Genomic DNA, 15663 nt, shown 5'->3' with positions numbered 1-15663 from the left:
AATGTGGGCCTCCGGCTCGCCCATCACCCCCCCGCAAGCGGGGAGGAGGAAGTGGCCCCGACCACGCGCTGACGCGCTGCTACCTGGGCGTGCGGGCCTCCGGCCCGCAAATGAGTCAGAAGGTGAACGAACGGAACCTTGTTCGTCTGGGAATGCGGGCCTCCGGCCCGCAAATGAGTCAGAAGGTGAACGAACGGAACCTTGTCTTGGCAAGCTATTGTCCAAAGATGCTGCGCAGTGTGAGCGTACCTGGTAATCTTGTGGTTACCCTGAACCCCTTCCACTCCCAAACGGGAGTAGAAGGGTAAGGTGGAATGCAATTGATCTTCGGGCAAAGAATATTTGGAAACGGGTCTAAACTTATTGAGTCACCGTCAACGTTCCCTTCATCCCGGCGCTATAGTGCCCGACGAATGTACAGATGTACAGATACGTTCCGGGAGGTGGCGTGCGGAAGGTCACACTTCCCGTCTGACCGACATTGAGCATCGCCGTCCAGGCCAGTGCGTTCGGTGTATCAGGCGGCGGCACAAAGAGGCCATCAGCATTATTCTGTGCAGCAGTATTCACGGCCTCCGCCACATCGTCGCCGCCATTCACCAGCACCCAGTTGTGTTGGACGCCCAGATTATTCTCGTTGATAAAATCAAGCCGCACAACAGTATTTGCCGGTACAGAGAGTGATTTCTCTACGAAGGCTAACGCATTTGGATCAGCACGCACTTCAATTGTGCGGTTTGGTGTCTCATCAACTACATTCGAGCCACCAGGAGCATTTGCTGCTTGAGCTGCTGGAGGCCGCGTCGGTTGGGCAGCCGCCGGAGCAGGCGTCGGGCGAGGGGTAGCTGTGGGACGTGGGATAGCCGTAGGACGTGGGCCAGCAGCGACAAAGCCACCTGCGCTTGCATTGGAGGCAATCATCACGATCAGCATAATCAAACCTGCGCCAAATGCCAGACCCATCATCACAATGAGCGGTGGGCCGCCAGCACTTCCGCCCGAAAAGGTAGAACCCCCATTGCTGCTACTACGCGAACGGAAACTGCTTCTCCCAGAACCTCGCCAGCTCATCTGTAACCTCCTCTGTCTCGTCAGTGTGTGATATTCGGCACATTCCTAGTGTAGCACAAAATAAATCATTGATGTATAACGGATTTGCTGGTAGGAAAAGAAGATGTATAAAAAGATAAACGGTGTCTGATGTAGAACGGCTGGCTTCCTAGAGCCTTCCGAAATATCTTGTTGCAGGAATGAAGATTCAGGTGAGGCGGTTCACGAACCGTCTCGTGGCACGGTCGGGGCGCAGCGCCGCCGCGCCCGTCCTTCAAACGGTGAGAACACTGCCCTCTCGTTGGGAACCGGTTTTTCAAAGTATTCATTCTGCACGGCAGCGGAGAATATAGGGAAGCGGCAAGCGAAATGAACGTAAAAGCGTTAGCCTTCCGCTCGCACCAGAGGCGAGGAAGGGGAAGATGGCGGTAGAGCGAGAACTCGCTTCTCCCCATCCCTCTTTTCCTCATCATACCCGTCACGCAAGGTTAGTGGGGGATTCTAACCTCGCTACAGTGAACCTGGGGCGATGGTAATGGTTTCTAACCGTGTACCGCACAACGGAGGTTTGAAAGCCCGTGCTCCATAGAAAAAAGGGTAAGTTGGAGATGGTCGTGCGGGTATGAACGATGTTCATCGGCAAACTTGACTAAACTCTGAGATCGCCGAAACTCCCTCCAACCACAAGCGGGATTACCAAATGGGCACTGCACAGCTCTTCACTTCTGTTAGGATTTTGTAATTAAGCGTTTCGCTACCGTCGTATCACATCCCATGTGCAATAACGTTCAATGGGGTATGATAACAGAAATGTTATGATGTCACTGGGTCTCGGCTATCGCTAAGGTAAGTTATAGCCGAGGGAGTAACTAAAATATGAGCACAAACGTCAACGACCTGCACGCTCGTTTTGCCGCGTTGCAACAACAGTATCTTGATCAGCTTGCGAATAAGGTGGCGCAGATTGAATCTCTCTGGTCGCAGTGGCAGTCTGGTATCCTGACAGCAGGCGATCTGACGCAGTTACAGCGGATTGTGCACAATCTGGCCGGTTCAGGAGCAACATTTGGCTTGAAGGAGGTGAGTGAGGCGGCACGTGCGCTTGATGTTGCTCTACAAGCCTGGGTGAACGCTGCCGATCCGATGGGTGAACGGCCTGATCTGGTGCCGTTGATGGATCGACTGCTCACGAGCCTGCGGGAACGAACGCTGCAATCGTCGGTGTCTATCACCGCTGAGCCGGCAGTCCATGATGCAATTCTGATCTACGTTGCCGGTCGTAATGCTGAAGAGACCGCTGAATTGACTCGCCAGATCGCATATTTTGGCTATGCGACCGAGAGTTTTTTGTGTGGCGCCGATGTTGTGGCCGCCGTGGAACGTCAACAACCCCAGCTCGTTATTCTCGATGTTGATCTGCAAGAAGGTGCGCAAAGTGGGATCACGACCGCCGCTCTCTTGCGTGATCGGTATGGAGAAGGATTGCCAATTATCTTTACGGCCAGTTCCACCGATTTTAGCTTACGCCTGGCAGCGGTACGAGCTGGTGGACGTGGCTATTTTACTCGTCCCATCGATATTGGTCTGCTGATCGATCACATCGATCAGATGACCCAACGATTGCATAGTGAGCCGTATACGGTGCTCATCGTTGACGATTCACCCCTGATGGCCGAAGTTTACGCTCTTGCGTTGCGTACTGCCGGGATGCACGTTGTGCCAACAACCGATCCGATGCAGGTATCGAATTTGCTGGCTGAACTGCAACCTGATCTGATTTTGCTCGATATGTATATGCCTGATTGTAATGGGCAGGAACTGGCTGCAGTGATTCGTCAACAATCGGAGTATCATAGCATACCGATTGTTTTTCTTTCCGGTGAGACCGATCGAGCGGCGCAGTTGGCAGCTCTGGCACGGGGTGGTGATGATTTTTTGACTAAACCTATTAATCTGGATCATCTGGTCGCCGCCGTAAGTTCGCGGATTCAACGGGCGCGCACGATGCGTAGCCTGATGGTGCGTGATAGTTTGACCGGTCTCTTCAACCATAGCGTGACGCACGAGCTGTTGATGCGCGAGATAGCACGGGCACAGCGTCTTTCGCAACCCCTGTCAGTAATATTGATCGACATTGACCATTTCAAGCAGGTGAATGATCAGTACGGTCATCAGGTGGGTGATCGGGTGTTAAAGAGTCTTGCTCGTCTGTTACGCCAGCGGTTGCGGGCAACCGATATCGTTGGGCGCTACGGCGGTGAAGAGTTCTTGATTGTCATGCCTGATACTCGTGCCAGTAATGCTGCAATGGTGATCAATAGCTTGCGCGAACGATTTGCCCACATCGAGCATCAACGCGAGGGTGATCCATTGCGCGTGACCTTCTCTGCCGGTGTCGCAGAATGGAGTACGGGCCTGGATGCCGGTGCTTTGATTGAAAAGGCTGATGCCGCTCTGTATCAGGCGAAACAGAATGGACGTAATCAGGTGGTTGTTGCCGATAGAACCATCGGTCAGGCTCCGCTCCGTCATACTCTGCCGTTGCCAGCGCCCCGTTTCAGTCAGGCGCCGGTCGTGTTGGTCGTAGATGACGATCCCGACATCTGCCGCCTGTTACAGGTCTGGTTGTCTGAGGCTGGCTATCGGGTGGAAGTCGCGCAGAGTGGTCCTGGAGCGCTTCAGCGTATTGCCGAAGGTGATATTGATGTCGCGCTGGTCGATATTCTCATGCCGGAGATAAGCGGACTGGAGGTGCTTGATCAGATTCGTCGGCATGGGCCGGAGCCGGCAGTGATTATGACCACTGCATTCGGTTCCGAGCAGATTGCTGTCAACGCCATCCGGCACGGCGCCGACGATTATTTGCGGAAACCGATTGATCGCCACGAATTGTTGCTCGTTCTTGATCGTACCCTGACGAACCTGCGGCTGCGACGTGAGAATATGGCGTTGCAACGGCGACTCGATCAAAAGCGCCGTGAACTGGAAGCTGAAATTAAGCATGCGGCTCAAATTCAAGCTGAAATGCTGCCCCAACAGATACCGCGCTTGCCTGGGTACAGCATTGCGGCGCGGTGTATCCCGGCGCGTGAGGTAGGCGGCGACTTTTACGACTGGCATTTTCCGTCACCCCATCTGTTCAATCTGACGTTCGGTGATGTGATGGGCAAGGGAATGTCGGCAGCATTATTGATGACCACTACTCGCGCAGTAATTCGTTCGGTCGCTCGCGATACACCACCGGAAGTGAACATGCGCTATGCGGTAAACGCGCTTTATGCCGATCTTGATCGGACAAGTAGCTTTGTCACTTTATGTCATTTGCAGTTGAATCTGCTCACCCATTCGCTTGCCTTCGTTGATGCCGGTCACGGCCTGGGTTTTATTCGTCGGTATGGTGGACGCTTCGACCGGCTTGAACCACGTGGTGCGCCGTTGGGTATCTTTGCCCACGAACCGTACCGACAGGGTGAGACGAAGCTGAATCCTGGTGATGCGTTGATATTGTTTAGTGATGGACTGCTCGATCCATGGCCTGCTCTGGCACGAGATCCGCTTCAAATCAACGATCTGCTCGATGATGGGATGTCGGCAACGGCAATTGTCGATCGTTTACTGGCCGTACCTGCTCTCCTTGGCCCGCAGACCGACGATTTGACGGTCGTAGCATTGGTGCGTGATCGGAAACTTCCAGAAGAGTGATGTATGGTAGCCAAGAATATGATACGCCTCAGTCTGGTGCTCTTCCTTCTCGCTCAGTTGCTCGTTTTCCCAAGGCCAACGGCAGCGCAGGGCACAGTACTTCGCTTCGCAGATTTGGGCTACGGTGACCGCACTGCATTCGGTATTGATGCAGTGCTCGACTACTATTTTCCGATCCCAACCGGTCTGCGTCCACTGAGCGATGGCCGGCTGACGTTGCGTTTTACCCATTCCCCACTGTTGCGTGCCGATCGTTCGACATTGAGCGTCGTTTTGAACGGACGTGCGCTAAGCAGTGTGCGACTAACACCAGATAATGCTGATGGTGGCGAGCTGTCGGTTGCGTTGCCGATTGCCGGTTTCGATGGACCAGGCTTGTTTATTCAGATCCGGCTGCATATGCGTCTGACTGACGATGCGTGTGAGGAGGTACAAAATCCGGCTCTGTGGACAGTCGTCCACGGCGATTCAACGTTGCAGATCGATCTACAGCAGGTTGAATCCGGTACACTCGCCGATCTCGCTGCACTCTTTGCGCCGTTACCTCTTAGTGCGCCAACAGTGCGATCTCCGCCTACGATTGTCTTGTCGCCGTTGAATGAAGCGGCGACTCGTGTTGCTGCCGGTCAGGTTGCGTTTGCGATTGGTCGTTGGGCAGCGTTAGCCAGGCAAGACCCTGTTCTGACGGTAGCCGATACGGTTCCCGACCGGTCACCGGCAATCGTCGTTGCCCTGGCTTCGTTACCGGCTGGCGATTGGGGATCGGTACGGTGGAATGGAAGAGCGTATGAAGTGGACGGACAGGAAGTACCGGCCGAACACGGTTTGTTGGCGCTGGCGCCTGCTTCGCCACCGCGATTACTGGTAGCCGGAGCAACCCCAACTGCTCTGCAACAGGCGGCGCTGGCGCTGACCAGACCACTGCCGGCGATGTCGGTGGTAGCCGTTGCGCAACCGCCACCACAGGTAGGGGCAGCGGCATGGCGCGATGGCGCGGCTAGCTTTGCCCAACTGGGTGTTGAGCGGCGAAAAGTGACAGGTGCAGGCGAACATCAAATTGACATTGCTTTCGAGCGACCGGCGCATTGGGATTTGCGAGTAGGGGGAACGCTCGATCTGCACATTACAGCGGCGGCTGGTCTGACAGCGCAAACCTCTTGGGTAACGGCGATTGTCAACGGGATTACACTCGGTTCACAGCGTCTGCGTATTGAGACCAATTCACCCGAATCGTATCGGTTTGCATTGCCCGCCGATCTGCTTAATAGCGATCTCGAAGGTACGCCGATCCGTCGGCTTGATCTCCAGATACGGCTCTATCTCGATCTGCCGAATATTGGTTGTGAAGAAGTGGATACTTCGGCTGCCTGGGCTGTAGTTGAGCCGACGTCGGCCTGGCGTTTACCTAACGATCCGGCAGCCGCCAATGATCTTGGTCGCTTTCCGGCAACACTGCTCGCCGATAGGGAAGCTCGCCTGATACTGCCCGATCAGCCGACATTGGGTGATGTGCATGCCGGGCTAGAGTTGGCCGCAGCCGTTGGTCGTTGGGCCGCAATCGGTGATATGCGCCCGCCGTTGTTGCTGACGGCGAACGAGGTCGGAGATGATCGGCGTGGGCCATTGGCAGTACTGGGTCATCGTGAGCGTCATCCACTGATGGCGATGATCAACGATCCGAACGAGATGCCGTTTGTGTATCGTCCGGGGCGCACCAGGGCGGCAACACTGAGCATCGTACCGTCTCCCTGGCAAGCCGGTATGAACGTACTGGTGATCGATGCCACAGATAGCGATGGTTTACGGCTCGGTGTGCAGGCCTTACGGGAACGAGAACTGTTACAGGTGTTACGCGGCAATCAGGCCCAACTCGCCGCCGATCCTGATCCCGTCGTACTCTCGTTGTCGTCACCACTGGCAGCACCACCCCAGACATTAACGCCGCGCGTTGAAGTTGTCTTGCTCGAACGATTCCCGGCCTGGCAGGTTGTCGGCACGATCCTGTTGCTTGCGTTCGTAGCGACGACGATCCTCGTGATCCGCATTCGCTGGTTGCGGCGGCGATAAGAGGTGAGGCATGCGTGTCGTATCCACCGCTCCTACGCGACAACGCCTCATTGATTGGGGGCAGGAAGAATGGGCTGCATTTCGGCGCGGCTTAATCAAGATTCTGGTTGTGACAAATCTGGTACTGGGGGCGTACTATTTGCTCTGGCGGGGTACCGCTTCGCTGAACTGGGACGCCTGGCTCTTCGCCCTGGCCCTGTTCGCTGCCGAATTGTACAGCTACATTAGCAGCTTCTTATTTGGGGTGACCGTCTTTCGCTTGCGTGAACGGGGTGAACCACCGCCAGCGCCGGCAGGATTACGGGTTGATGTCTACATCACCTGTTACAATGAACCGGTTGAACTGGTGCGCAAGACCGTGCGAGCGGCTGTGGCGATTCGTTATCCACACCAGACGTACCTCCTTGATGATGGCGACAATCCGGCCATGCGAGCAATGGCGTGTGAAGAGGGGTGTGGATATATCACCCGCTCAGCGGTGTGGAAGGGTTTTGATCGGCACGCAAAAGCCGGTAACCTGATGAATGCCCTCGAACAGACGACTGGTGATTTCATCCTGATTCTTGATGCCGATCAGGTTCCACTTCCGCAGATTCTGGATCGTACGCTAGGCTATTTTAACGATCCACGTGTGGCATTCGTGCAGACACCGCAGTATTTCATTAATGTGCCACCCGGCGATCCGTTTGGGAGCCAGGCGCCACTTTTTTACGGGCCAATTCAGCAAGGAAAAGATGGGTGGAACGCAGCGTTTTTCTGTGGCTCTAATGCCGTGCTACGCCGTGAAGCGCTGGCCCGTACCGGCATTCACTTTTTTGTGCGTGATGTTGAGCGACGTATTCGGCGGGCATTGCGCGAAGCCGATACCGTGATACGACGCGCCCAACGAAAGTTGATGCGGACAGAACGGCAGCAGATCGCTCCGGCGTTACGTGCGCTGTGTCGCGCCGTCAGCGATGCCAGGCGAGAACTGGATCGCGGTGATACATTTCAAGAGGTAACCGAGCGATTTCAGCGTCGGGTTGAGGAAGCTGCCCGTATGGTTGTCGCTGCTGACTTGCAGCAAATTATGTCCGATCTGGCTGAAATCCAGGCGGCTGAAGCGGCTGAAATTATGCGTTCGCTGCACGATGAGGCTGTCCTTGCTGAACTCGCCAGGCGTGATCGATCACCACTGGCCGCCATCGAGACGGTACGCCAACTTGTTCCACTGCTCGTTAATGAGGCAATGGATTATCTACCTATCTCGACCATCTCGGTGACGGAAGATATGTCAACTTCAATGCGTCTCCATGCGACCGGTTGGCGTTCTGTGTACCACGACGAGATTCTGGCCCATGGGCTGGCGCCAGAAGATTTACGGAGTGCGTTGCAGCAGCGTCTACGCTGGGCGCAAGGAACGATACAGGTCTTTTTACGTGAAAATCCACTGCTGTTGCCGGGGTTGAGTATCGGGCAACGTATCGCGTATCTTGATACGATGTGGAGCTATTTTTCCGGTGTACCGACGGTCATTTACCTTATCGCGCCTGTGTTATTCCTCATGTTTGGCTTGTTGCCGGTGAATGCTCTTTCAGCAGAATTCTTCTGGCGCCTGACACCTTATCTGCTCGTCAATCAGTTGCTCTTTGCCGTTATCAGTTGGGGGAGACCGACCTGGCGTGGTCAGCAATATAGCCTGGCGCTCTTTCCGCTTTGGATTAAAGCAGTGGTCACTGCCGCGGCAAACGTCTGGTTTGGTAAGAAGCTGGGGTTTATCGTCACCCCAAAAACGCGCCAGGCAGGACGTTATCTGGGGTTAGTGCGCTGGCAGCTTTTGATGATGGTGTTGCTAACAGTGGCCATTGGCGTAGGATTGTCGCAACTGGCATTAGGATGGCGTAGCGATGGCATGCCGGTACTTGTCAATGTCTTCTGGGCAGTGTACGATCTGATTATGCTCAGCGTGGTGATCGATGCCGCATTGTACCAACCCCCAGAGGAGCAGTAGATTCGCTATGCTAGACGATATTATTCGAGGAGCAGTGATGGAAATTACAATCAATCCGGCGGGTGAACAGGCAGCAGTGGTGCAGTTGCGAGGTAGACTTGACCTGTTAGTGGCGAGTGAGGTCAAGCAACGACTGGCAAAGGCCGTTCAAGAAGGCTTCCGGTTGCTGGTCATTGACATGAGTGACGTGAGTTTTGTCGATAGTTCGGGGCTTGGCGCCCTGATTGGTGGCCTGAAAGCGGCCCGCATGGCTGGCGGCGATCTACGTCTGGCGAGCGTGGGGGCACAGGCAATGGCAATGCTGGAACTGACAACGCTTAACCGTGTTTTGCGACCGTACCCAAATGTCGCCGAAGCGTTGCAGGCCGGTTGATAGAGCATGAGAACCTGAGATGTGAGCTGATGGTTGAACCTACCCGTAGCTCTCGCGATCTGAACAGCAGGTGAGGCAGCGGGGCAAGAGATACGTATGGATCGAATTGAGCACAACTATGAATTAAGTCCTGTGCCTGAAGAAGGAGTTGCTCAACTCCACGCTGCCCTGGTTGCTTTCTGGGCCAATACCGATATTGCACCCGACATCCAGATTCGGTTTACCATCGCTCTGGCTGAAGTGGTTGCAAATATTTTACAGCACGCCGTCGTTCCCGGTGATGCGCCGATCAAATTGCGTCTCCGCTGCACGCCGACCAGTCTTGAGGCGAGGCTAGTAGATAAAGGGCGTTCCTGGACGATGCCGACTACCGGATTTACCTTGCCCGCCGACCACGCAGAGAGAGGGCGGGGCCTGGCGATTGCCAATGCAGTTCTTGATACATTACAGTACCGGCGTTTTCGTGATCTGAATTGTTGGCGGTTAGTCCTGTTGCATCGTGCGGACTGATCCGATGCCGGGGTGATGAACGGAATAGACGGGAGAGGCGAAGCTTTTTTGCCCTCGTGCGTAATCGCGCAACCTGGAGCCGGACTCTAGCTTGACTTCTAGTACGCGATAGTGTAGCATGGTGCTCGTGGAAAACACCATGCGCACAGGGAAAGCCGCAACACTCCTTGGTGTCTCGGTCAAGACGTTGCAGCGTTGGGAACGCGAAGGAAGGCTGATTCCGGTGGCCCGAACGGACAGCAACCGCCGTCTCTCCCCTGAGACGCAGATCCGTGAGGTCATCGGTTTGCGGCAGGCGAACCATGCGCCAACCACGCTGGTCGCCTCCTGTCGGGTATCGCGTGCAGCACAGCAGCCGGACCTGGCGAATCAGCGCAACGTGCTGGAAGAGGTCGTGGTGGCGAAGGGATTGGCGGGGGTCGAGTGTATCGAGGAAGTGGGCGGCGGGCTGAACGTCACGCGCAAGCGGTTGCTGGCCCGTATGGACGAGATCGGGCGACGGGACGTCACGATGCTGATCCTCGCGCACCGGGACCGCCTCACCCGCTTCGGCGTTGAGTGGTTCGAACATGACGCCAAAACCCATGGCTGCGCAGTGCTGGTGCTCACCCAGGAACGGCTGTCTCCCGAACCGGAAATGGTGCAAGACGTGATGACCATCGTGCACGGTTGTTCGTCTCGGCGATACGGTTTGAGGAACTATCGAAAAAAGTTGGACGAAGCGCTGAAACAGGATGCGAGTCATGAGTAATGCCAAGAAGGCCAAACGATGCAACTAACCCACAAGATCGCCCTTTGTCCGACTCCTGAGCAAATCGACTACTTCAAGCGCGCCTGCGGCACGGCGCGGCGCGTCTGGAACTGGGCGCTCAATGAATGGAACAAACAATACGCAGCAGGCGGCAAGCCGAACGCCATGGCGCTCAAAAAGCAGTTCAACGCCATCAAATACACCGACCCACAGTGGCTCGATGAGAAGGGACGGCCGTGGTTGCGAGACATTCACCGGGACGCACACGCCCAGCCGTTCAGGAATCTTGCCAACGCATGGGAACGGTTCTTCGCCGACCTCAAGGAGGGCAAAGAAGCGCACAAACCACGGCTCAAGAAAAAGGGCCGTTGTCGCGACAGCTTTTATGTTGCCAACGACAGGTTCACCCTGGATGGCAAGACGATCCGTCTGCCCAAGATCGGCGAAGTCGCCATGACCGAGGAACTGCGCTTCGCGGGCAAGATTTTGGGCGCAACGGTCTCGCGCACGGCGGATCGTTGGTTTGTGGCAATACAGGTCGAAGTGCCCGATGCGCAATGCTATCGGCGTCGCACGTCGCACGAGGTCAACGGCGTCGACCTGGGCATCAAGGCTGCCGCAACGATCTCGAACGGCGAAGCCATCGAAGCGCCAAAGCCGCTCAACGCAGCGCTGCGTCGCCTCAAGATTCGCGGTCGGCGTCTCAGCCGCAAGCTGGAAGCCGCCAAGAAGGCAGCAGGATGTGAACGCCGTGCCCGCCTGCCCAAAGGAACGCGCCTACCGGTCTCGAACAACCGGCAAAAGTCCGCTGCGACATTGGCAAGGCTGCATGCCCGCCTTGCCAATCTCCGAGCGGATTTCACCCACAAGCTCACGACTCGACTCTGCCGCGAAAACCAAGCGTTAGTGATCGAGGATGTAAACGTCAAGGGGATGCTCGCGAACGAGAGACTCGCCCGCGCCATCTCTGACGTGGGTTTTGGGATGTTGCGCTCGCAGTTGGAATACAAGGCGAAACGCTACGGAACGCGGTTGGTTATTGCTGATCGCTGGTATCCAAGTAGCCGACTGTGCTCCATCTGTGGCTGGAAGAACGAGGCGCTAACGTTGAGCGATCGAGAATGGGTGTGTGCGCAATGTGGCGCGCACCATGACCGTGACCTCAATGCGGCGCGGAACCTGAAACGGCTGGCAACCGAAACTGCCCTACCCGTGGCGAGTCCGACCAGTAATGGCGGCGCTGCGGCGGGGACCGTCCCCGCCGCAGCCGGGAAAGTCACGCTTGTCAGAGACGACGGTGGTCAACAAGACACGTCGGGGCAGGAAGAGAACTGTGCGCACCTTTGCGCACTTTCTTGATAGCAGTATAATGACAGTAGCCTTGGCGCTCAGGTTGAACCTGAGCGTTTTTTACGCATCTAACGGCTAACGACAGTGAAATGGGTATGATACAGCGAACTGATCTGCGCAATATCGCAATAATTGCTCACGTTGACCACGGCAAAACAACGTTGGTTGACGCGATGCTCAAACAGAGCCGCATTTTCCGCCACAACCAACAGGTGGAAGAGCGCATCCTCGATAGTAATGCTCTTGAGCGGGAACGCGGCATTACCATTCTGGCTAAAAATACCGCAGTGACCTACCGCGGGGTGAAGATTAACATCGTTGACACCCCTGGCCATGCCGATTTCGGCGGCGAGGTGGAACGGGTGATGAACATGGTTGACGGCGTGCTCTTGTTGGTCGATGCCGTTGATGGCCCCATGCCGCAGACGAAATTTGTGTTACGTAAGGCATTGCAGGCCGGTCATCAGGCAATCGTGGTCGTCAACAAAATCGACCGCCCCCAGGCCCGGCCCAACCACGTTGTCAACGAGACCTTCGATCTCTTCATTGATTTGGGGGCAACCGATGAGCAAGCTGAATTTGCTACCATCTATACCAATGCGCTCCTCGGTCACGCCGGACGCTCACCGCTCAAGTTGCACGATTCGCTCGAACCACTTTTCGAGTGTATTCTTGAGCGCATTCCACCGCCTACTGTTGATATTGAAGGTCCGGTGCAGTTTTTGGTAACGACCAGCAGTTACGACGAGTACAAAGGCAAGATTCTTACCGGCAGACTGGTGCGCGGTACTATTCGCAAAGGGCAGCCGCTGGTGCGCATCACCCGCGATGGCACGACTATACCGGTCAAAGTGAGCCAGATTTTCGTCTACAACGGACTTGAACGTCAGGAAGTGGAACAGGCGCAAGCCGGTGATATTATTGCGATTGCCGGTGTTGCTGATGCCGCCATTGGTGATACCATTGCTGATGCTCTCGCCCCCGAAGCGCTGCCACCGATCAAAGTCGAAGAACCGACGGTGCGCATGACCTTTGGTGTGAACACCAGCCCCTTCGCCGGTCGTGAGGGAACGTATGTCACGTCGCGAAAACTGCGTGAACGCCTCTTTCAAGAGATGGAACGTGATGTCGCGCTGCGTGTTGAAGAGACAGATAGCCCTGATGTCTTCATCGTTGCCGGACGTGGTGAATTGCACTTGGGCATCCTTATCGAAACAATGCGTCGCGAAGGCTACGAGTTTCAGGTCTCGAAGCCAGAAGTCATCTTCCGTGAAGCACCTGATGGCACACGCCTCGAACCGATGGAGCTGGTCGAGATCGAGGTGGCCAGTGAATATCAGGGCGTAGTCGTTGAACTGATGGGGAAGCGGCAGGGGCAGATGCGCGATATGCGCATTACCGAAGACGGTTCTGTTCACTACGTCTATCTTGTGCCAACTCGTGGTTTGCTCGGTTTTCGTCAGCTCTTTCTCACCGCTACCCGCGGGACCGGTATTATGAACAGTATTTTCTTCGGCTACGAACCTTACGTCGGTGAGATTGAGGTGCGTACCAATGGCAGCCTGATTGCGGCTGAAAGTGGTGTCGCGACAACTTACGCTATTCACGCTTTACAAGATCGCGGCGTTTTCTTCATCACACCCGGTCAGGAAGTTTACGAAGGCATGGTGGTCGGTCAACATATCCGCGATAACGATCTGGAAGTGAATGTCTGTAAAGAAAAGCATCTGACCAACATGCGTAATAATCGTGGCGCCGAGACGATCCGCATCGATCCACCACGACAACTATCACTCGATGACGCTATTGAATATATCGGCGACGACGAGCTGGTTGAAGTGACTCCCAAAGGGTGGCGTATCCGCAAGCGCCTGCTGAGCGCCGATGACCGGCGGCGTGAGAAGAAGCGCCGCGAGCTTGCGTTGAACGAACGCTAAATACTCATCGTTTTCTCATCTTTCTTTAACCTTCTCTTTATGCTACCCATCGATACTTTGTTTCGATGGGTAGCGCGCATAGATACCTCACAGGCCACATTCACCTTCTGCTCGTTACCCTTTGTTACCGGTTAATGAACGACGGCACCCACGCACAAGTACCATCACCTCGTGCCGTCATCTCAGCGGCAACATCCTACGTGCCGTTGGAAACCGAAGAGGTCACTAAAACGTCAAAAATCATGATCCTCGGCGGTTTAGATTGCAGACACCGGCAAACATAACCGGTGCTCAAGGAGGCGCAATGAGTAACCCAACCACAATTGGCCGCAATGCATCCGATCCGATTGTGCTTTACCTGAATGAAATTGGTGCCGAACCACTGCTCACGTTCGAGCAAGAGCAGCAACTGGCCCAAACCATCGCGCAGGGACGCCGTGCCACTGAACGACTGAATAACGAACCGTTGCTGCCGGTTGCCGAGAAACAGCGCCTGATGGCGCAAGTCCATGCCGGTGAACAGGCACGGGCTCAGTTGATTAACTCTAACCTGCGGTTGGTTGTCAGTATCGCCCGGCGCTACCAGGGCCACGGGCTGACCCTGCTCGATCTGATTCAAGAAGGAAGTGTCGGGCTTATGCGCGCCGTCGATAAATTCGATGCCAGTCGTGGCTTAAAGTTTTCAACGTATGCCACCTACTGGATTCGGCAGAGCATTGGCCGCGCCATCGCCGATCACAGTCGCACAGTGCGTCTGCCGGTCCATCTCGGCGAACGGATCAGCCGTCTGTCACGTTTACGCCAGGAACTGGCGCAGAAACTTGACCGTGAACCAACCCTTGAGGAGCTGGCGGAAGCGTCTGGTCTGACTGTTGAGCAGGTGGAACGGGCCGAGCAAGCCTGTCTGACACCAACATCGCTCGATGAACCCCATACCGACGACGGTAGCGGCGCGCTAGCCGAGATTCTGACCGATCCGCTACAGCCCACACCGTTCGATGAGGTCAGTGAGGCAATGCTCCAAGCCGATGTACAGCAGGCGTTACAGCAGCTTTCGCCACGCGAACGCAACATTCTGCGCCTGCGCTATGGGCTAGACGGTGAACAGATGCACACGCTAGAACAGATTGGTCAGCGGCTCCACCTTACCCGCGAGCGTGTGCGCCAGCTCGAACACGAAGCGTTACGGAAGCTACGTGACCCGGCGTTACACCCACAGTTGCAGGGGTATGTGAATTCGACTTCGTAGTAAATCCGTGGCGCCCTCACCTTCTCCCTAGCCCCCTTCCGCTCTCACACGGGAGAGGAAGGGGGAGGATGGTCGCCCCTCACCTTCCCCCTAGCCCCCTTCCTCTCCCACACGGGAGAGGAAGGGGGAGGATGGTCGCCCCTCACCTTCTCCCCAGCCCCCGTCCTCTCTCACACGGGGAGAGGACGGGGGTATTGGTTTATCCGCTACGTCCGCTTCCCGCTCCCACAGAGGGATCGGACGGGGATTGGTCGCACGGGAAGTTGGTTTGTCCACAGGCCCGACTGCGATTCCCACAGGGGCAGCGGAAAGCGGAGGTGAAGCGAGTGAGCATCGGGAAGAGAATGTTCCGATACGCTCTTAAGGGAGCTACTGTTTCACCTGCTCCGGACGAAACGCTGAATGAAGGGTCAGGAAATTATCCACCCAACGTCAGAGCAATCAACTGATCCATCTGCGCAACCAGGTGCGCCATGCCGAGGTCAGCAAACACTGCCCGCGCCCGTTGCAGGTAGGGCAAGGCTTCAGCGCCGCGCCCGCGTTGCAGCAAAGCAATGCCATAATTGCCAAGATCAGCGCCTTCGCTGTACCGGTCATTAATCGCTCGCCGTAACACTAACGCCTGCTCAAGCAACTGTTGCGATGCAGCGGGATCGTCGTCGAGGCGCAGGCGACTCAACGCTG

12 protein-coding genes are annotated in these 15663 nt (G+C 55.8%); 10 read left to right on the top strand and 2 right to left on the bottom strand.

Annotated features, from left to right (window positions below):
* Nucleotides 1-308 (top strand): hypothetical protein (locus JE47_RS22235; protein ID WP_236631259.1); only part of this gene is annotated, 308 nt, incomplete at its 5' end.
* 52 nt (nucleotides 309-360) lie between these two features.
* Here the strand turns inward: JE47_RS22235 and JE47_RS0116070 are convergent.
* Entirely contained in the window at nucleotides 361-1071 is a 711-nt protein-coding gene (locus tag JE47_RS0116070) for a plastocyanin/azurin family copper-binding protein (RefSeq protein WP_031460731.1), read from the bottom strand.
* Nucleotides 1072-1926: 855 nt separating this feature from the next.
* Between JE47_RS0116070 and JE47_RS0116065 the strand changes: the two genes are divergently transcribed.
* The 9 genes from JE47_RS0116065 (at nucleotide 1927) to JE47_RS0116025 (ending at nucleotide 14979) form a co-directional block, all read left to right on the top strand.
* On the top strand, nucleotides 1927-4752 hold the full coding sequence (locus JE47_RS0116065; protein WP_031460730.1) for a response regulator: 2826 nt from the start codon (nucleotides 1927-1929) through the stop codon (nucleotides 4750-4752).
* A 3-nt stretch (nucleotides 4753-4755) separates the two neighbouring features.
* A complete protein-coding gene (locus tag JE47_RS0116060) occupies nucleotides 4756-6819 on the top strand; it encodes a cellulose biosynthesis cyclic di-GMP-binding regulatory protein BcsB (RefSeq protein ID WP_031460729.1) in 2064 nt (687 codons plus the stop codon).
* A 10-nt stretch (nucleotides 6820-6829) separates the two neighbouring features.
* On the top strand, nucleotides 6830-8809 hold the full coding sequence (locus tag JE47_RS0116055) for a glycosyltransferase (protein WP_031460728.1): 1980 nt from the start codon (nucleotides 6830-6832) through the stop codon (nucleotides 8807-8809).
* A gap of 37 nt (nucleotides 8810-8846) precedes the next feature.
* Entirely contained in the window at nucleotides 8847-9182 is a 336-nt protein-coding gene (locus JE47_RS0116050; RefSeq protein WP_031460727.1) for an STAS domain-containing protein, read from the top strand.
* 96 nt (nucleotides 9183-9278) lie between these two features.
* Nucleotides 9279-9692, top strand: coding sequence for an ATP-binding protein (locus tag JE47_RS20650; RefSeq protein WP_035419693.1), 414 nt, complete (start codon nucleotides 9279-9281; stop codon nucleotides 9690-9692).
* Between the two features lie 121 nt (nucleotides 9693-9813).
* Entirely contained in the window at nucleotides 9814-10443 is a 630-nt protein-coding gene (locus tag JE47_RS0116040; protein WP_442856925.1) for an IS607 family transposase, read from the top strand.
* 18 nt (nucleotides 10444-10461) lie between these two features.
* Nucleotides 10462-11802 (top strand): RNA-guided endonuclease InsQ/TnpB family protein, encoded by a 1341-nt coding sequence (locus JE47_RS0116035; RefSeq protein WP_031460724.1) that lies wholly within the window; start codon nucleotides 10462-10464, stop codon nucleotides 11800-11802.
* A gap of 86 nt (nucleotides 11803-11888) precedes the next feature.
* Nucleotides 11889-13730 (top strand): translational GTPase TypA, encoded by a 1842-nt coding sequence (typA, locus tag JE47_RS0116030; RefSeq protein ID WP_031460723.1) that lies wholly within the window; start codon nucleotides 11889-11891, stop codon nucleotides 13728-13730.
* A gap of 304 nt (nucleotides 13731-14034) precedes the next feature.
* A complete protein-coding gene (locus JE47_RS0116025) occupies nucleotides 14035-14979 on the top strand; it encodes a sigma-70 family RNA polymerase sigma factor (RefSeq protein WP_031460722.1) in 945 nt (314 codons plus the stop codon).
* 418 nt (nucleotides 14980-15397) lie between these two features.
* On the opposite strand, the gene JE47_RS0116020 is transcribed toward JE47_RS0116025, so the two are convergent.
* The coding region (locus JE47_RS0116020; protein WP_031460721.1) for a tetratricopeptide repeat protein at nucleotides 15398-15663 on the bottom strand (266 nt) is incomplete at its 5' end.

It is taken from the genome of Chloroflexus sp. MS-G (assembly GCF_000735195.1).
Taxonomy (GTDB): Bacteria; Chloroflexota; Chloroflexia; order Chloroflexales; family Chloroflexaceae; genus Chloroflexus.
Note: the sequence above shows the minus strand (reverse complement) of the source record. Positions and strands in the feature narration are given on the sequence as shown.